Source organism: Flagellimonas marinaquae (genome assembly GCF_003992675.1).
Taxonomy (GTDB): domain Bacteria; phylum Bacteroidota; class Bacteroidia; order Flavobacteriales; family Flavobacteriaceae; genus Flagellimonas; species Flagellimonas marinaquae.
Map to the genome: position 1 here is coordinate 49,185 of NZ_RZMZ01000013.1, position 20,486 is coordinate 69,670.

A 20,486-nucleotide genomic window follows, 5' to 3' on the forward strand; every position below is an offset into this window, starting at 1 on the left:
GTTATATTTGAATTAAACCTTAAGGATTTCAAAAACACGTTGTCGTGCATTTAAAAAATCACGAAATTGAAGATTATTACTTGGAACTGTAATGGAGCATTTAGAAAAAAGTTTGAATATATTTCGGACTTTAATGCCCACATTTATATTATCCAAGAATGTGAAAATCCTGCCGAATGTCGACACCCAAAATATCAAGAATGGGCTAAAAACTACATTTGGATTGGTGATTACAAAAGCAAAGGACTTGCAATTTTTGCACGACCAGAAATTGAATTAAACAAACTCGATTGGTCAAACCAGTTTAAAGACCATTTCGTAAAACATTTCTTGCCTTGTAAAGTAAATCGGGACTTTGACCTCCTTGCTGTTTGGACGCATAGAAATAACTCTCCAAACTTCGGCTATATTGGACAATTATGGAAATACTTGCAAGTCAATAAAGACAAACTGAATACGACAATTATCGCAGGAGATTTTAACAGCAATACGAAATGGGACGAATGGGATAGGTGGTGGAATCACTCTGACGTTGTAAAAGAATTAAGAGAACTTGGAATAGAAAGTCTCTACCATAAATTCACAGGAGAACAGCAAGGTGCTGAAACGGTTCCGACTTTATATTTCCAACGAAAACTTGAAAGACCTTATCATATTGATTATGTTTTCGGTGCTAAAAGGTTTTCTGACCAAATAAAGAAAGTAGAAATTGGACATGCTGACAAATGGTTAGAATTAAGCGACCATATGCCTTTAGTATGTGAGATTGACGAATAATGAATAAAAAAGATACACTAACAATTGGTATAAAACATAGGTCAGATAGTTAAGTATTCAGATATACCCTAATTTTCATACCCGAGATTGTTAAATATCCTTTTTGGTAAAGGTGTCATTCCAACATAGGGGAAAAAAGAAGGAATCTGATAATTTTTATTGTGAAATGAGATTTCTCACTGTGTTCGAAATGACCTAACACTGTTATATAGAATTGAAGCTTTTTTAATCAAATGACAAACAAGCTATTGCAACGCCTTTTATTTCTCATATTCGTCATAAACTGCTCACTGTTGTCGGCACAGGAAGATTTCTTGGCCAAACAGTACTTTCAAGATGGGGATTACGAAAAAGCATTGGTCTTCTACGAAAAATTGGTGGAGACCAACCCAAGACGTACGGATTATGCCGAAGGATTGGTGTCCTGCTACCAACAATTGGAACGTTATGATGAGGCCGAAGCCTTTTTGCTACAAAAAATTGAGGATAGCTATGCGTTCCCCACTTTTTTTATTGAGTTGGGTTACAATTACACACTAAAGAACGAGCCCGAAAAGGCCAATGCCTATTACGACAAGGCCATCCAAAAAATAGAGGACAACCCCAATTACGGATATAGTGTAGGCTATCGGTTTCAAACCTATGCGCTACTGGAGTATGCCATTCAGGCCTATACCCGCGCCATGGAGCTAAAACCGGACCTCAACTACGACTTTCAGTTGGCTCGCATTTACGGGGAACAGGGCGATATTGCCAAAATGTACCAGTCCTATCTCAATTTAATTTGGGAGGGCCGCACATCTCGCTCCAATGTACTCCGTAATATTGAGGATTTTATTTCCGAAGACCCCTCCGATGAAAACAACATTTTACTTCGTAAAGTGTTGCTCCAAAACGCCCAAAAAGCGCCCGATATCCTTTGGAACGAACTGTTGAGTTGGTTGTTTGTCCAACAAAAACAATACAATAGTGCCTTCGGTCAGGAAAAGGCCATTTATAAACGAAGTGAAGGCCAGTCCGTGGACCGTTTGGAAAACCTGGGAAGCATCGCTTTGGAGGAAAAAGACCTTGAAACGGCGACCGCGATTTACGAATTCATCGTGGAAAACACGGAAAATCCGAGTACTAGACTCAATGCGGAACTCAGCTTGATTGACATCGCCCTGGAAAATCCCACGGAAAAAGTGTTGCAATCCGTAGAGAAAAAATTTGAAGACTTGGTTGAACTCTATGGAAATCAGAGCAGGACGCTCCAACTACAGGTGGCCTATGCCAATTTCCTGACCTTTAGAAAAGAACAGCCCGAACCGGCCATAGCCATGCTCAAACAAAGTTTGGAACTGCCCATGGGCCAAATGACCATGGCGTATTTAAAATTGGCACTTGGGGATATTTTGGTGTTCGACCAAAGGTTTAATGAAGCTTTGATTTTGTTTACCCAAGTGCAAAAAAGCATGAAGAACGATGTACTGGGTCAAGATGCACGATTTAAAGTGGCGCAGACCAGTTTTTACAAAGGCGATTTTGATTGGGCGCTCACCCAACTTAAGGTATTGCGCGGTTCTACCTCCCAACTCATCGCCAACGATGCTATGCAATTAAGTTTGTTGATTTCGGACAATTCCTTGGAAGACTCCACACAGACCGCACTGAAAAAATATGCCCGTGCCGACTTATTGGCCTATCAAAATAAAGACAATGAAGCCATTGAAGTGCTCGAAGATATTTTAGAAAATCACAAAGGGGAAAAAATCGAGGATGAGGCCTTGTTGAAGCAAGCAGAACTTTTGGTGGAACAGCAAAACTATGAAGGTGCCGAGTTCAACTACCAAAAAATCGTAGAATTTTATGGTGATGGCATTTTAGCCGATGATGCCCATTTTGCCTTGGGAGAACTTTATGAAAAAACGCTGAACGAGCCCGAAAAGGCCAAGGCCCATTATGAGAAAATCATCTACAGCTATCAGGATAGTTATTATTTTCCACAGGCCCGAAAAAATTTCAGGCGTCTTCGTGGGGATGCGATCAACTAATACCCTTGTCATTCCCGCGATGGCGGAAATCTCTATAAGAGGTTTCTCAGAATTACACTAACTTCCCCCACCCTTAAACAGATAAAGTAAATGCTCATATACAACGTAACCATCAACATCGATGAAAGTGTCCACGACCAATGGTTGGAATGGATGAAGGACAAACACTTGCCCGATATGCTGGGCACTGGGAAATTCTCCCATGCCAAAATGGTGAAGGTACTGGTAGAAGAGGATATGGGCGGTATCACCTATTCCGTTCAGTACACCACGCAAGACAGGGCCACCTTGGAGGCCTATTACAAGGAGGATGCAGACCGTCTACGCGCCGATGCACAACGGATGTTTCCGAACAAATTCGTGGCCTTTCGTACGGAACTGGAAGTAATCAGCCAGCAAATCCCATAGCAATTGGAATATCTGTTTTCCTACGGAACCTTGCAGGACCCGCAGGTCCAAGAATACATCTTTGGACGTTTGCTCCAAGGCAAAACCGATACTGTATTGGGTTTTAAAAAACAAGACAAGGCCGTTTATGGGCGCTATCCCCTTGTGGTGCATACCGGAAACCCCGAAGACAAGGTATTGGGCATGGCATATAAAGTAGATCTAAACGACCTGAAAAAGGCGGATATTTATAAGACCAAAGCCTATAAAAGGGAACTCTTCACCTTGGAATCCGGGGACAAAGCATGGATCTATGTCGAAAATTCCAACTAACTTGCCAAAAAATGCTCCCGTGTCCAAAAAGAAAAAAAAGAAGTATTCCCATAATCCCCAGCATGGTCACAAACCAGTCCAGGAGGAGGGAGCGGTAAAGGCCAAAAAGCATTTAGGGCAGCATTTTCTCAAAGACGAGTCCGTAGCGCAAAAAATTGCTCAGACCCTTTCGCTGGAAGACTATCAAAACGTACTCGAAATAGGGCCCGGTATGGGAGTGCTCACCAAGCATTTATTGCAGCGAGACCTAGACCTTGTAGCCATGGACTTGGACGGTGAATCCATCGTCTATCTTAACCATAGCTTTCCGTTAGAACATGCCGCTATCCTAAAACAAAACAACCGCTTGAACATTGTCGAGGCAGATTTTCTAAGATTTGACCTGACCGAGCTTTTTGGCGATGAACAGTTTGCCATTACGGGGAACTTCCCATACAATATCTCTAGCCAGATTGTTTTTAAAATGTTGGAAATGCGCCATCAGATTCCTGAATTTTCGGGAATGTTCCAGAAAGAAGTGGCCAAACGTATTTGCGAAGGCCCTGGGAACAAGACGTACGGTATCCTCTCCGTGTTGGTCCAAGCGTATTATGATGCCGAGTACCTTTTTACCGTACCGCCCAGTGTTTTTGACCCGCCACCAAAGGTGGATTCGGGAGTGTTACGGTTAACCCGAAAAAAGGAACTCACCTTGCCGTGTGACGAACGCCTCTTTTTTAAAGTGGTGAAAACCACCTTCAACCAAAGAAGAAAAACCATTCGTAACAGTCTTAAAACATTCAACCTTTCCGATAATCTCAAAGAAGATGCTATCTTTGACCAACGCCCGGAACAGCTAAGTGTAGCTGACTTTGTAACGTTGACACAGAAGATAGCCAATGACCCCGTTTAAACTCACAGACGAACTTTTAGAAGAAATCAGGCAACTGATTGCGGAAAGCAAGGATGCCGAGCTTCAAACCATAATGAAGGAGTTCCACTATGCCGATATTGCGGAAATAGCGGACGAACTGGAGGTGGAAGAGGCTACCTATCTCATCAAACTGCTCGATAGCGAGAAAACCTCGGATATCCTTGCCGAAATGCATGAGGACATCCGTGAAGCGGTACTTAAAAACCTTACCGCCAAGGAAATTGCAGGGGAGTTGGCGGAGCTCGATACCGATGATGCGGCGGATATCATCAACGAACTTCCGAAGGAGCTGGTACAAGAGGTTATCTCGGAAATCGAAGATAGAGAACACGCCAAGGACATTGTGGACCTATTGCGCTATGAGGAGGATTCCGCTGGTGGTCTTATGGCAAAAGAGTTGGTAAAGGTCAATGAGAATTGGACCGTTACCACTTGCGTGAAGGAAATGCGTGCCCAAGCTGAAAATGTAACCCGGGTACATTCCATTTATGTGGTGGATGATGAAGACAAGCTAAAAGGCAGGCTATCCTTAAAGGATTTGCTTACTGCTCCCGCCAAGAGCCATATCAGGGAAATATACATTCCCAAAGTGGATTCTGTCAACGTAAACGAAAAGGGAGAAGAAGTAGCCAGGGTCATGTCCAAATACGATTTAGAAGCCATCCCGGTGATTGATGAAATCGGACGTTTAGTAGGACGGATTACCATTGATGACATCATAGATGTAATCCGTGAGGAAGCCGATAAGGATTACCAAATGGCGGCAGGTATATCACAAGATGTTGAAGTGAGCGATAGTATTTGGATCCTTACACGGGCACGCCTCCCTTGGTTGATCTTGGGGCTTTTTGGTGGACTCGGCGCTGCAGCCATCATGGGAACTTTTGAGGAAATGATTGCCAAGCATGCCGTACTGTTCTTTTTCACACCACTTATTGCGGCCATGGCCGGTAACGTTGGGGTACAATCCAGCGCCATTGTGGTGCAAGGTCTCGCCAACGACGACCTTAAGGGAAGTGTTAGGAACCACTTATTGAAGGAGATGCTCTTAGCACTTTTAAACGGATTTATCCTTGCTATTTTATTGATGCTCTTCACTTGGGTCTGGAAAGGAGCCTTTAACACGGCATTGGCGATATCCCTTTCGCTGATCGTAGTTATTGTGGTGGCCGGATTTATAGGCACCTTTGTCCCGCTTTTCCTTCATAAAAGAAATATTGACCCTGCCATTGCCACGGGTCCGTTTATCACCACCAGCAATGATATTTTTGGAATTCTCATTTATTTCTGGATTGCAAAAATCATTTTGGGAATTTAAGTCTTGTTATGAAATCCATCAACCTGAAACAAAAACATGCCGAGTTCACCAAACAATGGCATCCCCATCAGATTGCCGTAGTAGACGATATGCAGGTGCTCTTGGCCAAACTCCAAGGTGAATTCGTATGGCATGCCCACGAAAACGAAGATGAGCTATTTCAGGTCATCAAAGGCACCCTCTACATGCAGTTCCGTGACAGGACCGAAGTGGTGAACCAAGGTGAGATCATTGTAGTACCCAAAGGTGTGGAACATAATCCCATGACCAAGAACGGGGAAGAGGTGCACGTACTCCTTTTTGAAAAATTGAGCACCGCCCATACGGGCAATGTACTCCATGAAAAAACTCAAACCCATTACCCAAAAATATAGGAGTCGTATATTTGCTCCCATGAAAGTTCTCCACCTCGACACCAACCACCCCCTGCTCTTGGAACAATTTGCCGAGCTCGGGTTCGAAAATCATGAAGACTACGACTCCACCAAGGAGCAAGTAGAGAAAAAAATCCATCTATACGACGGCATCATCATCCGAAGTAGGTTTACCATCGACCAACAATTTTTGGAAAAGGCCACCAACCTCAAATTTATTGGAAGGGTCGGCGCCGGCTTGGAAAATATTGATGTAGACTATGCCAAATACAAGGACATTTTTTTGGCCTCAGCACCTGAGGGCAATCGAAATGCAGTGGGCGAGCACACTCTTGGCATGCTGCTCTCCTTGATGAACCAGATGGGCAAGGCCGACCGCCAAGTGCGGAAAGGCAAATGGAAACGTGAACAAAACAGGGGCGTAGAACTGGAAGGCAAAACAGTTGGAATCATTGGCTATGGCAACATGGGCAAGGCCTTTGCAAAAAAATTGCAAGGTTTTGATGTAGAGGTCATCTGTTACGATATTGTGGGCGGTGTAAGTGATGATAATGCCCGGCAGGTGGGGATTATGGAATTCCAACAAAAATCCGATGTGGTGAGCTTGCACGTTCCCCAGACCGAGGAAACCATTGGAATGGTCAATTCCGAATTCATAGAAAAATTCCATAAACCGTTTTGGTTGTTAAATACCGCACGCGGAAAATGTGTGGTTACCAAAGACTTGGTGGAAGGGCTAAAATCTGGAAAAGTGCTTGGCGCTGGACTGGATGTGCTCGAATATGAACAAAAGTCCTTTGAGAACATGTTCACCAAAAAACCAAAGCCGTTCAAATACCTTCGCAAGGCAAATAACGTGCTCCTAACACCCCACGTGGCAGGATGGACTTTGGAGAGCAAGGAAAAGCTGGCTCAGACCATAGTGAATAAAATCAAAGCGAGATTTTATTAATTTTATTGGGTGAAAAAAACCATTTTCATTTTTTCGGCACTCATTATTTCCCTATTGGTCCTCTTCAAATTGAGCAACTATTTTTATCTCTCTGGGGATATTTCAGCTGAAATAGTCATTGCCTTAATCGCCATAGCCTTTTTTGGCATTGGAATCTTTATCAACAAAAAATCGCTACACAAAGAAAGGCCAAGTTTTGTTGATCAAAAGAAAATTAAAAAGTTGGGTATTAGCAATAGGGAATATGAGGTCTTGGTGCATATTTCAAAAGGACTTTCCAACAAAGAGATTGCTTCCACTCTTTTTGTGTCTGAGAGCACCATAAAAACCCACGTTTCCAACCTTTTAATAAAATTGGATGCCAAGCGAAGAACCCAAGCGGTTCAAAAGGCAAAAAACTTGCATATTCTACCGGTTTAACTCTTTATTAAACTCATATGAAGGGATTTTGGTACTTTAGTATGAGTCCTAAACCTCAGCACTGCGCTACTTTTGGAGCAACCATAAAACGAGAAATCATGAAACAAACAGTTTTAAGATATGGAGCATATGGTGCGATTACCATCTGCGTGCTTTTTATAATCAGCTGGTATGCTTTGGGCAACCTCTCCATGTCCTTACAGGAAATATTAGGATATGTCTCCATTATTGTTTCCCTTAGTTTTGTCTTTTTGGGCATCAAACACTTTCGGGATAAGGAAAACGAAGGAAAGGTAAGTTTTAAAAAAGCACTTGTCATCGGTATTTTGATTAGTCTAATCACCGCCTTAGTGTTTGGTCTTTTGGATATTTTGTACACCGAAGTACTGAACCCTGAATTTATGGACGCATATTACGAAGAAGTAGTCCAAGAAATGAGGACAAACCTTCCGACCGACGAATTTCATGTTAAAATAACTGAATTGGAATCACAACGAGAACAATTTTCCAATCCTTTGCTATCGTTTATCTTTATGGCCATGACTGTTTTTGTTATTGGATTCATTATTTCCTTGCTATCCTCACTAATTCTTCAACAGAAATAAACGCATTATGACCATTGATGCCCAAACACCGGACGAGTACATCGAAAAACTCCCTGATGACCGCAAAGAAGCGGTCTCGAAATTACGGGAAACCGTGAAGTCCAATTTGCCCAAGGGTTTTGAGGAATGCATCAGCTATAAGATGATTGGCTATGTAGTTCCACATTCCATTTACCCAGACGGCTACCACTGCGACCCTAAACTACCCCTACCCTTTATCAATATCGCCTCACAGAAAAATTTCGTGGCACTGTACCATTCGGGCATCTACACAGACCAAGAACTCCACGATTGGTTTGTGGGCGAATATCCCAAGCATGTAAAAACCAAATTGGATATGGGCAAAAGCTGTATCCGATTCAAAAACGTTAACCACATCCCGTATGATCTGATTGCGGAGCTTTGCCAAAAAATGACACCACAGCAGTGGATTGCGCTGTATGAACAAAACATCAAAAAATCATGAACAAAAGAGTAACAGGGTTGGGCGGCTTTTTCTTTAAAAGCAAGGACCCTGATCATATGAAAGAGTGGTACAAAAATCATTTGGGCCTCAACACCGACCGCTACGGATGTACCTTTTAGTGGAAGGACCAAGATGGAAATGACTGTTCCACCCAATGGAGCCCTATGGATGAAAAAACGGAATATTTTAAACCCAGTGAGAAGCAATTTATGATGAACTTTCGGGTGGAAAACTTGGTTGCGCTGCTCGAGGTGTTAAAAGAAGAAGGAGTCACTGTGATAGGGGAAGTTGAGGAATACGAATACGGCAAATTTGGTTGGATTTTGGACCCCGAGGGCAATAAATTGGAACTTTGGGAACCTGTTGATAAAGCCTTTCTGTAGGTATGGATTTATTTGCTACATTTAAAAATCATTAACCAACACATAATTAAACATGTCAGAAGAAAAAAAAGACTTTGGCGATAAAGCCGAAGAAGCAGCCAAAGATTTTAAAGAGGATGTAAACAAAGCTTTCGACCCAGCAAATCCCGAAAGCGGAAAAACCGTTGCCATCATTGCCCACCTAACTTTCATTGGATGGATCATTGCCATCATCATGAACAGTAGCAACAAAACGGAAATCGGTTCCTTTTATATCAGGCAGACCCTTGGGATTTTTCTCCTCCTAATTGTTACCTCGTTTATTCCATTGATAAATCTTGTAGGGTGGCTATTGGGTGTAGTTCTTTGGATTGTTAGCTTAATAGGTTCCATCAACGGAAATCAAAAGCCTGTATTTCTAGTGGGCGAATATTTCCAGAACTGGTTCAAGAGCCTATAAAAAGTATTTAAAAGCCAGTCTTTATCTGGCTTTTTTTGAAGACTTATTTATCGTAATATTACAATAAATGATCTCTGTATGACCATCAGAACAATGAAACCTTCAGATTGGGAAGCGGTTGCAAGGATTTATTCGGAAGGCATTGCTACCGGTTTTGCCACATTTGAGACCCAGACACCTTCGTATGATCACTGGGACAAAGCCCACACCAACGAGTGTCGTTTGGTGGCTGAAAAAAATGATGTGATTGCTGGCTGGGCAGCACTTTCTCCTGTATCCAGTCGATGCGTGTATGGTGGTGTGGCCGAGGTAAGTGTTTTACATTTCGGCCCAAAGCCGGGGTCAAGGCGTTGGAAAATTACTGATGCAGCATTTGATCATGGAAAGTGAAAAAGCGGGGTTTTGGACCATACAGTCAGGGATATTTCCTGAGAACATGGCCAGTATTAAGCTCCATGAAGCGGTGGGTTTTCGGTATATCGGAAAACGGGAACGCGTGGGCAAAATCCTCGGAGTATGGAAAGACAACCTATTATTTGAAAGACGAAGCTCGACCGTTGGTGTGGGTTAATCATCCTCGGTATGGCCGTTACCTTCGGCTACTTTGCGTTCCAATTCAGCCTGAAACTCTTCCATTACGGGCTTAACGGTACTCTCTGGCAAATCGGCAATCCGGATGTACATTAATCCGTCCACGGAATTATTGAACAGCGGATCTACATTAAAGGCCACTACCTTAGCGTTTTGCTTGATGTACTTTTTGATCAATACCGGTAAACGTAAACTTCCCGGTTCTACCTCACTGATCAGTTTATCAAATTTATTCAGGTCAGCTTGGGTCTCATCAAAAACAAACTCTTTATCGGCATCCTTCAACTTCACCTTAAATTCCTTTTTGGGACGAATGTATTGTGCCACATAAGGGTCCCAGTAATTGGATTTCATGAACTCAATCATCAAGGATTTGGAGAAATTGGAGAATTGATTGCTGATACTCACCCCACCGATTAAATATTTATGCTCTGGATGTCTCAGGGTCGTATGCACGATTCCTTTCCAGAGCAGGAACAAGGGCATCGGTTTTTGTTGGTATTCCTTCACAATATAGGCTCGCCCCATCTCTATGGATTTCTCCATCATTCCGTACAACTCCGGTTCAAATCGAAATAGGTCTTGCAGGTAAAAGCCATCTATCCCGTACTTATTGAAAATCTCAGAACCCAATCCCATACGGTAAGCCCCTACAATGGCCTTGGTATCGTCATCCCATAGGAACAAATGGTGGTAATACGAATCAAACTTGTCCAGATCGATGGCATTGTTGGTCCCCTCTCCTACTTCCCTGAACGTGACCTCACGCTGGCGACCGATTTCGTTCAAACAAAAAGGCATGTCCTTGGCCTGGGCCAAAAACACCTCATAGTTCTTGCTCTGTAGCATGCGGCAGTCCTTCTCCCGCAACTTTTCAATCTCCCCCTCCAGTACCTTGGCACTGATGGCGGTCGCAATTTTCTTGGGTGGCTTGGGAATTTTAAGGGAGGTCGGCACTTTGTCCAAAAATCGCTCCCTTTCAAATACATTGGCCAACAAATACGTCTTTTTTCGCAGTAGTTCAGCGAAATCCTCCAAGGTTTCTTCCTCATTCTGGGTCTGTACCGAGATAGGCTGACCTATCCTAACCTTGATTGGGCGTCTGCTTTGTGACGTCAGTTCTGACGGTAATTTCGCCGTTCGGAACACATCATCGATTTTGGAGAGACGGTAGAACAACCTACTGTTACGGGCATGAAAATAAATGGGTACTACGGGCACTTCGGCCTTTCGAATCAGCTTTATGGCTGCCTCTTCCCATGGTCGGTCCACCACCAACTTCCCATCGCGGTAGGTCGACACCTCTCCCGCTGGAAAAATCCCCAAAGGATGGCCATCGCGCAAATGTTGGAGGGCATTTTTAAACCCAACGATACTACTCTTGGCATCTTTATGGTTTTCGAAAGGGTTGACTGGCATAATATAAGGCTTCAAAGGCTCAATACGGTGCAACAGAAAGTTGGCGATTATTTTATAATCCGGTCTTTCATTCAGCAATAATTTGAGCAACAGTACCCCATCAATACCGCCCAAGGGGTGATTACTAATGGTGATATAGGAACCCGATTTAGGGAGTCGCTTTAGGTCTTCTTCGGGAATTTCAAAATCTATTTCATAATGTTCCAGAATAGTATCCAGAAACTCAGGACCGGAAAGGTCTTTGTTCTTATCGTAAAACCTGTTGATAGTGCTAATGCGGGTGGCCACCATTAAAAGCCATCCTACAAACGTGCCCAAAAAGCCGTATTTGTCCAGATGGATGACTTTCGCCACCTCTTTAGCAGAAACCAAGCCCATAGAAAAAGTATTTAGGTACGTGTAAAGATAGAAAATAAACCCTAGAGCCCTTTTTACCTAAATATTAAGGATAAACCATTATTTTACAACGAGTTGCACTGTTTCCTTGCCACGTTGCTCTACCAGAACGGACTTCCCATTTTGAAGGGATTTGACCGAATCGTCATTAAAATGACGAATCGTATAGAGTGACACATCCTCATGGCAAACCACTTTGAATTTTCGTTTAAGTTCTTCCAGCAAAGGCGGAAGTCCCCGAAATTTATTGTCCAAACAAACTGAAAAACTGATGGCAGAATTCTGGATGAGGTCCACTTTTAATCTGTGGTCATGGAACAACTTGAAGATTTCGCTGATGTTGTCCTCTACGATGAACGAAAAATCCAAGGAGGACAGTTTAAGCAATACTTGGTTCTTCTTAACGATGAAACAGGGCACCTTGGGCTCTATTCCGTTGCCTTTGCCTACAGTGGTACCCTTATCCTTGGGATTTATGAACGATTTTACATGAAGCGGTATCTCCTTGCGCTGGAGCGGCTGTAACGTTTTGGGGTGGATGACCGAAGCTCCGTAGAACGCCAGCTCAATCGCTTCACGATACGAAATCTTGTCCAACAACTGGGCGTTCTCAAAATTTCTAGGGTCGGCGTTCAGTACCCCAGGAACATCTTTCCAAATGGTCACAGATTCCGCATTGAGGCAATAGGCCAAAATTGCTGCCGAATAATCGGACCCCTCCCTTCCTAAGGTGGTTGTAAAATTGTTGTCGTCGCTTCCCAAAAACCCTTGGGTAATGTTCAACTTGGAAACATCGACCCGTGAGAGGACCTCCGCTTGTGTACGGTCCCAAATCACCTGTGCGTCCCTGTTCGTGGTATCAGTTTTGATGAGTGTACGGACATCCAACCATTGGTTGGAAATCCCGACCTCATTCAAATAGGCACTGACAATGGTACTGGACAACAGTTCGCCATAACAGACCACCTGATCGTACACGAAGCCATATTTAGGCGATTTGTTCCAAGTCAAAAAACCCTTTACTTCCTCAAAAAGTACTTTCACTCGCTCATATACTGGGTGATTTCGATTTTGGAACAAATCGGTAATAATTTTATTATGGTACTCTACCACTTCTTGCAACGATGGTTGCACATTGGCTTTATCATTAAAATAGGACTCTACCACCTTCTCCATGGCATTGGTCATCTTCCCCATGGCAGAAATCACCACCAAAGTGTCTTGGTAACCTACCTCCTTGAGTACATTCACCACATTCCTCACCGCGTCAGCATTTTTTACGGATGCCCCTCCAAACTTAAATACTCTCATGTAACTTATCTTCTATAAATTGACGGCCTAGTTAAGGCTCTCGATATAATTTTTGATTCCTGCTTCATCCAGTTGCACCACATCCCAATCCCGGAGCACGTGGGCCCCTTTCTTTTCATAAAATTCGATGGCGGGCTCGTTCCAATCCAGTACCTCCCAGCATATCCGTTTCACGCCTAGGTTGTGGCCATATTTGACAACCTCGTCCAGCAGGGCGGTTCCCAAACCACTTCCCCTCATTTTTTCGGACACGATCAAATCCTCCAAATGGACGGCAGGTCCTTTCCATGTGGAATACCGTGGGTATACCAAGGCAATGCCCGCGATTCCATCGGAGGTATCGGCAACAAAGCAATGGAACATCTTTTGATCTCCAAAGCCATGTTGCACCAAATCTTCTTCGGTAATCTCAACAGCATCGGGCTCCTTTTCATAATGAGCCAATTCCTGAATCAGTTTAAAAACTTGCCCCATATCCTCGGGTTGGGCCGCCCTGATGGTGTATTCCATAATTGTTACAAATAAAACTCAAAGTTATAAAATTACATAATTAAAGTCTTTCGAAAACGTTGTAGTTTCACAAAATGCCCGATATTTGTCCTCAAATAAAACAGCCTTTCCATGTTTGAAAAACAACATCGTACGCTCGGCGAGTTTATCATCGCCAATCAAAATTCATTTCAATACACTTCCGGGGAATTATCACGACTGCTCAACGGAATCCGCTTGGCCGCAAAAGTAGTAAACCACGAAGTGAACAAAGCGGGACTGGTGGATATTATCGGTGCGGCAGGAGATACTAATATCCAAGGGGAAAATCAGCAAAAATTGGATGTTCTGGCCAATGAAAAATTCATTCAGACCTTAAAAAATCGAGAGATTGTTTGTGGTATTGCTTCGGAGGAAGAGGACGATTTCATCAGTATCAACAGTTTTGACAAACAGCACCAAAATAAGTATGTGGTATTGATTGATCCTTTGGACGGCTCTTCCAATATTGATGTGAACGTTTCGGTGGGAACCATTTTTTCCATTTACAGAAGGGTTACTCCAGTAGGAACGCCGGTGACCTTGGAAGACTTTTTACAGCCAGGAAAGAATCAGATTGCAGCGGGATACATTATTTATGGTACCTCAACGATGTTGGTCTACACCACTGGCGATGGGGTAAACGGGTTTACACTAAATCCGGCCCTGGGCACTTTTTACCTATCCCATCCAACTATGCAATTTTCGGAAACGGGAAACATCTACAGCATCAACGAGGGCAACTACGTGCATTTTCCGCAAGGGGTAAAGGATTATATCAAGTACTGTCAAATGGAAGAAGATGATAGGCCCTACACTTCACGGTATATCGGTTCGCTTGTTTCGGATTTTCATCGGAACATGATCAAAGGGGGTATTTACATCTATCCCAAGACCAGTAAGGCACAAAAGGGAAAGCTTCGTTTACTCTACGAATGTAATCCTATGGCGTTCTTGGCGGAACAAGCCAACGGAAAGGCCAGTGACGGCTATCAACGAATTATGGATATTCAACCCACTGAATTGCACCAAAGGGTTCCCTTTTTCTGCGGAAGTCGAAAAATGGTGGAAAAAGCAGAAGAATTTATGGCGAAATATTAGTTTTCGCGCATCACCAATTCGTAGTAATCCTCAAATGGGATTTTACCTCTAAAAATCTTGATGGATTTATCGATGATCTCTGCTGCTGACTTCGTGGAAAAGCCAAGTCCAATGGCATATTTTTCAACCATTTTACGTTCTTGGTCATCAATATCATAATCAGAGAAAATAATCTGAAAAAATTCGAATAGCCTCTTGTATCGTTTCTCGCCGCTGTGAGGAGTCTCGATGGGATATTTGTTCTCCTTTTTCATCACCTCTTTAAATTCCTCCTCACTAATGTTGAGTTTAAAAGCAAACTTCTGCAAAACGGCCATCTCCTTGGGATTGATTTCCCCATCTACAGCAGCCAAACTTGCCAATGTGGCAAAATGGGCCATATTCTTTCTATGGTCACCGTGCTCGTAAAGATCTAAAATCGGCATATCTCAAATTTTGTGGGACAAATATAAATCTTTAAAAGAGATATAATATATAAAATGGGCACCAAAAGAAATTTGTAATTTACGGCTGCTATGAAAACACCTTTGCTGCAATTTACCCCCAAAGGAATCTACTGTGAACAAGCGGATGTGTATTTGGATCCATGGGAACCGATAAACAAGGCCATCATTTCCCACGGACACGCCGACCACAGCAGATGGGGTCACCAACAATACATTACCCACCATAAGAATATTCCCATTGTACAACATCGTCTAGGTGATGTGAACATTTCAGGCAAGGATTGGGGCGAGACCTTCACGATAAACAACGTAAAATTCAGTTTGCACCCTGCGGGACATATTGTGGGTTCTTCCCAAATACGGGTAGAGCACAATGGCGAGGTTTGGGTCTTTACCGGGGATTACAAAATTGAAGATGATGGGCTCACCACTCCATTTGAGCTTGTAAAGTGTCACACCTTCATCACCGAATGTACCTTTGGGTTGCCAGCCTTTCAATGGAGACCACAAAAAGAGGTGTTCAACGATATCAACCATTGGTGGGCTCAGAACAAATCGGAAGGGAAAACCTCTGTGCTGTTTGGTTATTCCCTGGGCAAAGCCCAGCGTTTGTTGAAACATTTGGACACTTCCATCGGAAAAATTTATACTCACGGTGCTGTGGAAAATATGACCGAAGTGCTCCGCCCTTTGGTCGATTTGCCGTCGACCCATTTGATTACCAAGGACACCAAAAAAGACGAACTATTGGGCAATATCGTGGTGGCCCCGCCAAGCGCACACGGCAGCACTTGGATCCGCAAAATGGTGCCTTATGTAACGGCTACGGCCAGTGGTTGGATGGCTTTTAGGGGCGCACGAAGGCGGAGAGCGATTGATAAAGTTTTTGTGCTGAGCGACCATTGTGATTGGAGCGGGCTTTTGAAAACTGTTGAGGCCACTGGTGCTGAAAAAATCATCTGTACCCATGGCTACACTGATATTTTCTCCAAATATTTACAGGAACTGGGGTACGACGCCCGAACGGAAGCCACGCAATACGAAGGCGAACTATCCGAAGATAATACTCCTGAACAGGAAAAATCGGAAGCGGAATGAGACAGTTTGCCCAGCTCATAAAAACATTGGACGGCACCAACAAAACCAACCTAAAGGTAGAGGCGCTCTCCCAATATTTCAAAGCAGCGAGCGACCAAGACAAGGTTTGGACCATAGCCATTCTCTCCCACCGAAGACCTCCACGCCCTGTAAATACCACCTTGCTTCGTACATGGGCCGCTGAACTTTCGAACATTCCCGCTTGGCTCTTCGAAGAGAGTTACCACATTGTCGGGGATTTGGCGGAGACCATCGCTTTGGTAGTACCCTCATCAGAAAAAGGTTCTAAAAAATCACTCACTACATTTTTACAGGAGATGATTGCCTTGAAACCGAAATCCGAGAACGAAAAAAAGAAATACCTATTTCAAAATTGGTCGGTGTTGGATTACTACGAACGGTTTGTTTTTACCAAATTGATTACGGGTGGTTTCCGGATTGGGGTAAGTCAAAAATTAATGACCCGTGCACTGTCCAAAGCTACGGGCATCGAAGAGGACATTCTCGCCTACAAATTAATGGGCAATTGGGACCCGAACCGTATCAGCTTTCATGACCTCATTTTGGAAGAAAAAGAAAGCGATTATCTGTCCAAACCTTATCCTTTCTTTTTGGCGTACGCTGTGGAGGATGATGTTTCCGACTTGGGGGATGTGAACCAATGGTCCGTAGAACACAAATGGGATGGTATTCGCTGCCAAGTGATTCTAAGAAATGATGAACTCTTTGTTTGGAGCCGTGGGGAAGAACTGGTTACAGACAAATACCCTGAATTTGAGGCCTTCGTAGGCGTTATCCCTAACGGAACAGTATTGGATGGTGAACTGCTCCCCTATCCCAAAGGTGAAATAGGCACTTTTAAAGATCTTCAGACCCGAATAGGCCGCAAAAATATTTCAAGATCACTTTTAGAAAAGATTCCCTGCAAATTGAAAGTATATGATGTGCTGGAATGGAAGGGCAAGGACATCAGGAATAAAACGTATCTGGAGCGAAGAAAAATTTTAGAGTCTATGATTTCGACTACGCTCAATAAACAGGTCACAGAGCGTAGTCGAAGTGACGAATTACCCCTACTCCTCTCCGAACGGATGCAATTCGATTCTTGGGAAGAGGTGGCAAAAGAAAGGGAATTGTCCAGAGAAAAACATAGTGAAGGGCTCATGCTCAAACGCAATGACTCCACCTACCAAGTGGGACGAAAAAAAGGGGAATGGTGGAAATGGAAGGTCGACCCGCTGACCATTGATGCCGTGCTCACTTATGCCATGCGTGGACATGGTCGTCGAAGCAATCTTTTTACCGACTATACCTTTGCCCTTTGGGACACGAACGAACAAGGGGAAAAAGAACTGGTGACCTTTGCCAAGGCCTATTCGGGCTTAACGGACAAAGAGTTTAGACAAGTTGATGCGTGGATCAAGAAAAATACCTTGGACCGTTTCGGCCCCGTTCGAAGTGTTACTCCGGAGCATGTGTTTGAAATCGCTTTTGAGGGGATTGCTCCTTCCAAGCGACATAAAAGTGGCGTTGCCACACGCTTTCCCAGAATTTTAAGATGGCGGAAGGACAAAAAAATCGATGAGGCCAATTCTTTGGATGAATTAAAAGCGCTGATCCCGAGCGGAACTAAGGAATCTCATAAAAAATGAATCAAAAGAACCTTTTCAATATCGCCGAAAATTGGTTCCAAGAACAAGATTGGAAGCCATTCCCTTTTCAAAAAGAGAGTTGGAATGCCTTTTTGGAGGGCAAACATGGCCTTTTGAACGCTCCCACCGGAAGCGGAAAAACCTATGCGCTTTGGTTTCCGATCGTGCTCAACTACATCAAAAACAATCCTGATTACAAGACCAAGCACAAAAAAGGATTAAAAGCCATCTGGATCACGCCATTGCGAGCACTTTCACAGGAAATCAAACAATCTGCGGAACGCATTACCCAGGATTTGGAAACCCAAATGACCGTGGGTATTCGTACCGGTGATACTTCAGCAAAAGAAAGGGCAAAAATGCGTACCAACATGCCCGACTTATTGATTACCACACCTGAGAGTCTGCAGTTGTTATTGTCATCCAAAGACTATAAAAAAACATTCAAGAACTGCTCCGCCATTGTAGTGGACGAATGGCACGAATTGTTGGGCACCAAACGGGGCGTTCAAATGGAACTCGGGCTATCCCGCCTAAAAACAATTTGCAAAGATTTACGTATTTGGGGTATATCGGCCACTATCGGTAATTTGGAGCAAGCTCGCGAAGTCCTGTTGGGGCCAACATCGCCAGAATTGGAAAATTCGGTCTTGGTGAAGGCCAACCTCAACAAAAAAATCACGGTAAAAAGCATCATTCCAAAAGAGATGGAAACATTTCCTTGGCGCGGACACTTGGGATTGCATCTTTTAGATCAGGTGGTGCCCATCGTCAACAACAGTAAAACCACCTTGCTTTTTACCAACACGCGAAGCCAATGTGAAATCTGGTTCCAGAAAATATTGGAAAAATACCCTGAGTTTGCTGGCGAAATGGCGATGCACCACGGCAGCATCAACAAAGAAACCCGACTGTGGGTGGAGCAGGCCATCCGAAACGAAAGTCTAAAAGCAGTGGTCTGCACATCGAGCCTTGACCTTGGAGTTGATTTTGCGCCTGTGGAAACTGTGATCCAAATTGGCGGCCCAAAGGGTGTTGCCCGGTTTTTACAACGTGCCGGACGTAGCGGGCACCGACCTGGCAAGGAAAGCGTCATTTACTTTTTACCTACCCACGCCATAGAGTTGGTCGAAGCTTCGGCCATGCAAAAAGCGGTATTGAACAGCGCCGTGGAAGACCGCATACCCTACCTCAACAGTTTTGATGTCCTTATTCAATATTTGACCACCTTGGCGGTGTCCAATGGGTTTTTTCCTGATGAGATCTATCCAGAAATCAAACAAACGTTCTGTTATCAGACCTTGACCGAAGAACAGTGGCAATGGCTGTTGAATTTTTTAGTAATGGGAAGCCAAAGCCTAAAAAGCTACGACGAGTATAAAAAGGTGGAGGTTGAAGAAGATGGCAAATTCAAAGTGAACAGCAGGGCGGTTGCTATGCGACATCGGTTTCAGATTGGGACCATTGTGGGCGATGCCACCATCTCCGTTCGCTATCAAAAAGGGGGCTACATTGGCAGTATCGAGGAATATTTTATATCCAAACTAAGCGCTGGAGATGTATTTACTTTTGCAGGACGTAATTTGGAATTTATCCGAATCAAGGGGATGGCCGCCCATGTGCGCAATTCCTCCAAGCGAACAAACAAAGTACCCAGTTGGATGGGCGGACGTTTGAGCTTTTCCGCAAAGATGTCCGAATTATTACGCCAAGAATTGTACACCGCCGAGTTGGAATTTGACCAACAATCAGAGGAAATACAGGCATTACAGCCCATGTTTTCCAAGCAAAGGGAAGAAAGCCTTGTCCCGCAGCCACATCAATTTTTGATAGAAACCTTTAAGACCCGTGATGGCTACCACCATATGTTTTACCCTTTTGAAGGTAGGGCCATTCACGAAGGGATGAGCAGTCTCTTGGCCTATCGCATCAGTTTGTTGACGCCGATAACCTGCTCACTCGCATTTAACGATTATGGTTTTGAGTTGCTATCGGACAGGGAAATCAATATTCAGGAAATTCTGGACAACAACCTTTTTACCCCGGAGTATATGTTGTCCGACCTTCAAAAAAGTTTGAACTCCAATGAAATGGCACGCAGAAAATTCCGTGATATTGCCGTTATCAGTGGAATGGTTTTTACGGGCTATCCCGAGAAAGGAGTCAAAATGAAGCATCTGCAAAGCAGTTCGGAATTGCTGTTTGATGTGTTCCGTGATTTTGAAGATGATAATCTACTTTACCAACAGGCCTTTACCGAAACTTTTGAGCATCAATTGGAAGAAGGTCGACTACGATTGGCCTTGGAACGAATCGCGGAACAAGAGATTGTTTGGAAAAAATGTACCCAACCCACGCCCCTATCCTTCCCGATAATTACCGACAGGCTGCGCGAAAAACTATCCAACGAAAAATTGGCAGACCGCATCCAACGGATGATAAATAAATTGACCAAATAGCCAACGAACATCCTAGTACCTGTCATTCCGTGCAGATGCTGAGGGCTGGTCATTGAGCGAAGTCGAAATGAGCCGAAGTATGGCA

22 protein-coding genes and 1 pseudogene are annotated in these 20,486 nt (G+C 43.7%); 19 read left to right on the plus strand and 4 right to left on the minus strand.

Annotated elements, in window-relative coordinates; genetic code table 11:
* Window positions 1-66: 66 nt before the first annotated feature.
* The 15 genes and pseudogenes from EO130_RS07135 (at window position 67) to EO130_RS15685 (ending at window position 9,971) form a co-directional block, all read left to right on the plus strand.
* Window positions 67-777, plus strand: coding sequence for an endonuclease/exonuclease/phosphatase family protein (locus EO130_RS07135; protein WP_127140839.1), 711 nt, complete (start codon window positions 67-69; stop codon window positions 775-777).
* Window positions 778-1,010: 233 nt separating this feature from the next.
* Window positions 1,011-2,810, plus strand: coding sequence for a tetratricopeptide repeat protein (locus EO130_RS07140; protein WP_127140840.1), 1,800 nt, complete (start codon window positions 1,011-1,013; stop codon window positions 2,808-2,810).
* Window positions 2,811-2,900: 90 nt separating this feature from the next.
* Window positions 2,901-3,218, plus strand: a complete 318-nt coding sequence (locus EO130_RS07145; RefSeq protein ID WP_127140841.1) for a DUF4286 family protein — start codon at window positions 2,901-2,903, stop codon at window positions 3,216-3,218.
* A 3-nt stretch (window positions 3,219-3,221) separates the two neighbouring features.
* Window positions 3,222-3,530 carry a gamma-glutamylcyclotransferase family protein gene (locus EO130_RS07150; protein ID WP_127140842.1) on the plus strand — a complete coding sequence of 103 codons (309 nt, stop codon included), beginning with the start codon at window positions 3,222-3,224 and terminating at the stop codon, window positions 3,528-3,530.
* A gap of 19 nt (window positions 3,531-3,549) precedes the next feature.
* Window positions 3,550-4,422 carry a 16S rRNA (adenine(1518)-N(6)/adenine(1519)-N(6))-dimethyltransferase RsmA gene (gene rsmA, locus EO130_RS07155; protein ID WP_127140843.1) on the plus strand — a complete coding sequence of 291 codons (873 nt, stop codon included), beginning with the start codon at window positions 3,550-3,552 and terminating at the stop codon, window positions 4,420-4,422.
* On the plus strand, window positions 4,409-5,761 hold the full coding sequence (mgtE, locus tag EO130_RS07160) for a magnesium transporter (RefSeq protein WP_127140844.1): 1,353 nt from the start codon (window positions 4,409-4,411) through the stop codon (window positions 5,759-5,761). The genes rsmA and mgtE overlap by 14 nt, the downstream gene beginning before the upstream one ends.
* Before the next feature lie 8 nt (window positions 5,762-5,769).
* Window positions 5,770-6,135: a cupin domain-containing protein gene (locus tag EO130_RS07165; RefSeq protein ID WP_127140845.1), complete on the plus strand. Its 366-nt coding sequence runs from the start codon at window positions 5,770-5,772 to the stop codon at window positions 6,133-6,135.
* A 19-nt stretch (window positions 6,136-6,154) separates the two neighbouring features.
* Window positions 6,155-7,087: a 2-hydroxyacid dehydrogenase gene (locus EO130_RS07170; protein WP_127140915.1), complete on the plus strand. Its 933-nt coding sequence runs from the start codon at window positions 6,155-6,157 to the stop codon at window positions 7,085-7,087.
* A 9-nt stretch (window positions 7,088-7,096) separates the two neighbouring features.
* The gene (locus tag EO130_RS15675; protein ID WP_127140846.1) at window positions 7,097-7,507 is read left to right on the plus strand and encodes a response regulator transcription factor; all 411 of its coding nucleotides are present in this window, start codon (window positions 7,097-7,099) and stop codon (window positions 7,505-7,507) included.
* 98 nt (window positions 7,508-7,605) lie between these two features.
* Window positions 7,606-8,112 carry a DUF4199 domain-containing protein gene (locus EO130_RS07180; RefSeq protein WP_164732891.1) on the plus strand — a complete coding sequence of 169 codons (507 nt, stop codon included), beginning with the start codon at window positions 7,606-7,608 and terminating at the stop codon, window positions 8,110-8,112.
* Between the two features lie 7 nt (window positions 8,113-8,119).
* Entirely contained in the window at window positions 8,120-8,578 is a 459-nt protein-coding gene (locus EO130_RS07185; RefSeq protein WP_127140848.1) for a DUF1801 domain-containing protein, read from the plus strand.
* Window positions 8,575-8,961 (plus strand): annotated as a pseudogene (locus EO130_RS07190) (VOC family protein). Before EO130_RS07185 ends, EO130_RS07190 begins: the two are co-directional and overlap by 4 nt.
* A gap of 52 nt (window positions 8,962-9,013) precedes the next feature.
* Complete coding sequence (locus EO130_RS15410) at window positions 9,014-9,400, plus strand: YtxH domain-containing protein (RefSeq protein WP_164732892.1); 387 nt, start codon at window positions 9,014-9,016, stop codon at window positions 9,398-9,400.
* A 78-nt stretch (window positions 9,401-9,478) separates the two neighbouring features.
* Window positions 9,479-9,790, plus strand: a complete 312-nt coding sequence (locus EO130_RS15680) for a GNAT family N-acetyltransferase (RefSeq protein ID WP_313781279.1) — start codon at window positions 9,479-9,481, stop codon at window positions 9,788-9,790.
* Window positions 9,765-9,971 carry a GNAT family N-acetyltransferase gene (locus tag EO130_RS15685; protein WP_313781280.1) on the plus strand — a complete coding sequence of 69 codons (207 nt, stop codon included), beginning with the start codon at window positions 9,765-9,767 and terminating at the stop codon, window positions 9,969-9,971. Before EO130_RS15680 ends, EO130_RS15685 begins: the two co-directional genes overlap by 26 nt.
* Here EO130_RS15685 and EO130_RS07205 read toward each other — a convergent pair.
* The 3 genes from EO130_RS07205 to EO130_RS07215 form a co-directional block, all read right to left on the minus strand.
* Window positions 9,968-11,788, minus strand: coding sequence for a GNAT family N-acyltransferase (locus tag EO130_RS07205; RefSeq protein ID WP_127140849.1), 1,821 nt, complete (start codon window positions 11,786-11,788; stop codon window positions 9,968-9,970). The genes EO130_RS15685 and EO130_RS07205 overlap by 4 nt on opposite strands.
* A gap of 78 nt (window positions 11,789-11,866) precedes the next feature.
* Window positions 11,867-13,117: an aspartate kinase gene (locus tag EO130_RS07210; protein ID WP_127140850.1), complete on the minus strand. Its 1,251-nt coding sequence runs from the start codon at window positions 13,115-13,117 to the stop codon at window positions 11,867-11,869.
* 27 nt (window positions 13,118-13,144) lie between these two features.
* Window positions 13,145-13,627: a GNAT family N-acetyltransferase gene (locus EO130_RS07215; protein WP_127140851.1), complete on the minus strand. Its 483-nt coding sequence runs from the start codon at window positions 13,625-13,627 to the stop codon at window positions 13,145-13,147.
* A gap of 111 nt (window positions 13,628-13,738) precedes the next feature.
* Here EO130_RS07215 and fbp point away from each other — a divergent pair, with 111 nt between their 5' ends.
* On the plus strand, window positions 13,739-14,746 hold the full coding sequence (fbp, locus tag EO130_RS07220) for a class 1 fructose-bisphosphatase (protein ID WP_127140852.1): 1,008 nt from the start codon (window positions 13,739-13,741) through the stop codon (window positions 14,744-14,746).
* On the opposite strand, the gene EO130_RS07225 is transcribed toward fbp, so the two are convergent.
* Complete coding sequence (locus tag EO130_RS07225) at window positions 14,743-15,171, minus strand: tellurite resistance TerB family protein (protein WP_127140853.1); 429 nt, start codon at window positions 15,169-15,171, stop codon at window positions 14,743-14,745. The two genes, fbp and EO130_RS07225, sit on opposite strands and share 4 nt — an antisense overlap.
* A gap of 90 nt (window positions 15,172-15,261) precedes the next feature.
* Between EO130_RS07225 and EO130_RS07230 the strand changes: the two genes are divergently transcribed.
* Genes EO130_RS07230 through EO130_RS07240 form a run of 3 tightly spaced genes read left to right on the plus strand, consistent with a single transcriptional unit; the run spans window position 15,262 to window position 20,401 of the window.
* A complete protein-coding gene (locus EO130_RS07230) occupies window positions 15,262-16,290 on the plus strand; it encodes a ligase-associated DNA damage response exonuclease (RefSeq protein WP_127140854.1) in 1,029 nt (342 codons plus the stop codon).
* The gene (locus EO130_RS07235; RefSeq protein WP_127140855.1) at window positions 16,287-17,942 is read left to right on the plus strand and encodes an ATP-dependent DNA ligase; all 1,656 of its coding nucleotides are present in this window, start codon (window positions 16,287-16,289) and stop codon (window positions 17,940-17,942) included. The genes EO130_RS07230 and EO130_RS07235 overlap by 4 nt, the downstream gene beginning before the upstream one ends.
* Window positions 17,939-20,401, plus strand: coding sequence for a ligase-associated DNA damage response DEXH box helicase (locus EO130_RS07240; protein WP_127140856.1), 2,463 nt, complete (start codon window positions 17,939-17,941; stop codon window positions 20,399-20,401). Before EO130_RS07235 ends, EO130_RS07240 begins: the two co-directional genes overlap by 4 nt.
* The last annotated feature ends 85 nt before the right edge of the window (window positions 20,402-20,486 follow it).

What these genes read in the sequence shown, in the direction of transcription:
- EO130_RS07170 (WP_127140915.1), top strand. Translation starts at nt 6,155, where the DNA reads ATGAAAGTTCTCCACCTCGACACCAACCACCCCCTGCTCTTGGAACAA.
- EO130_RS15685 (WP_313781280.1), top strand. Translation starts at nt 9,765, where the DNA reads ATGCAGCATTTGATCATGGAAAGTGAAAAAGCGGGGTTTTGGACCATA.
- EO130_RS07230 (WP_127140854.1), top strand. Translation starts at nt 15,262, where the DNA reads ATGAAAACACCTTTGCTGCAATTTACCCCCAAAGGAATCTACTGTGAA.
- EO130_RS07185 (WP_127140848.1), top strand. Translation starts at nt 8,120, where the DNA reads ATGACCATTGATGCCCAAACACCGGACGAGTACATCGAAAAACTCCCT.
- EO130_RS07165 (WP_127140845.1), top strand. Translation starts at nt 5,770, where the DNA reads ATGAAATCCATCAACCTGAAACAAAAACATGCCGAGTTCACCAAACAA.
- mgtE (WP_127140844.1), top strand. Translation starts at nt 4,409, where the DNA reads ATGACCCCGTTTAAACTCACAGACGAACTTTTAGAAGAAATCAGGCAA.
- fbp (WP_127140852.1), top strand. Translation starts at nt 13,739, where the DNA reads ATGTTTGAAAAACAACATCGTACGCTCGGCGAGTTTATCATCGCCAAT.
- EO130_RS07225 (WP_127140853.1), bottom strand. Translation starts at nt 15,171, where the DNA reads ATGCCGATTTTAGATCTTTACGAGCACGGTGACCATAGAAAGAATATG.
- EO130_RS15410 (WP_164732892.1), top strand. Translation starts at nt 9,014, where the DNA reads ATGTCAGAAGAAAAAAAAGACTTTGGCGATAAAGCCGAAGAAGCAGCC.
- EO130_RS15680 (WP_313781279.1), top strand. Translation starts at nt 9,479, where the DNA reads ATGACCATCAGAACAATGAAACCTTCAGATTGGGAAGCGGTTGCAAGG.
- EO130_RS07215 (WP_127140851.1), bottom strand. Translation starts at nt 13,627, where the DNA reads ATGGAATACACCATCAGGGCGGCCCAACCCGAGGATATGGGGCAAGTT.
- EO130_RS07140 (WP_127140840.1), top strand. Translation starts at nt 1,011, where the DNA reads ATGACAAACAAGCTATTGCAACGCCTTTTATTTCTCATATTCGTCATA.
- EO130_RS07145 (WP_127140841.1), top strand. Translation starts at nt 2,901, where the DNA reads ATGCTCATATACAACGTAACCATCAACATCGATGAAAGTGTCCACGAC.
- EO130_RS07180 (WP_164732891.1), top strand. Translation starts at nt 7,606, where the DNA reads ATGAAACAAACAGTTTTAAGATATGGAGCATATGGTGCGATTACCATC.
- EO130_RS07240 (WP_127140856.1), top strand. Translation starts at nt 17,939, where the DNA reads ATGAATCAAAAGAACCTTTTCAATATCGCCGAAAATTGGTTCCAAGAA.
- EO130_RS07205 (WP_127140849.1), bottom strand. Translation starts at nt 11,788, where the DNA reads ATGGGCTTGGTTTCTGCTAAAGAGGTGGCGAAAGTCATCCATCTGGAC.
- EO130_RS07210 (WP_127140850.1), bottom strand. Translation starts at nt 13,117, where the DNA reads ATGAGAGTATTTAAGTTTGGAGGGGCATCCGTAAAAAATGCTGACGCG.
- EO130_RS07235 (WP_127140855.1), top strand. Translation starts at nt 16,287, where the DNA reads ATGAGACAGTTTGCCCAGCTCATAAAAACATTGGACGGCACCAACAAA.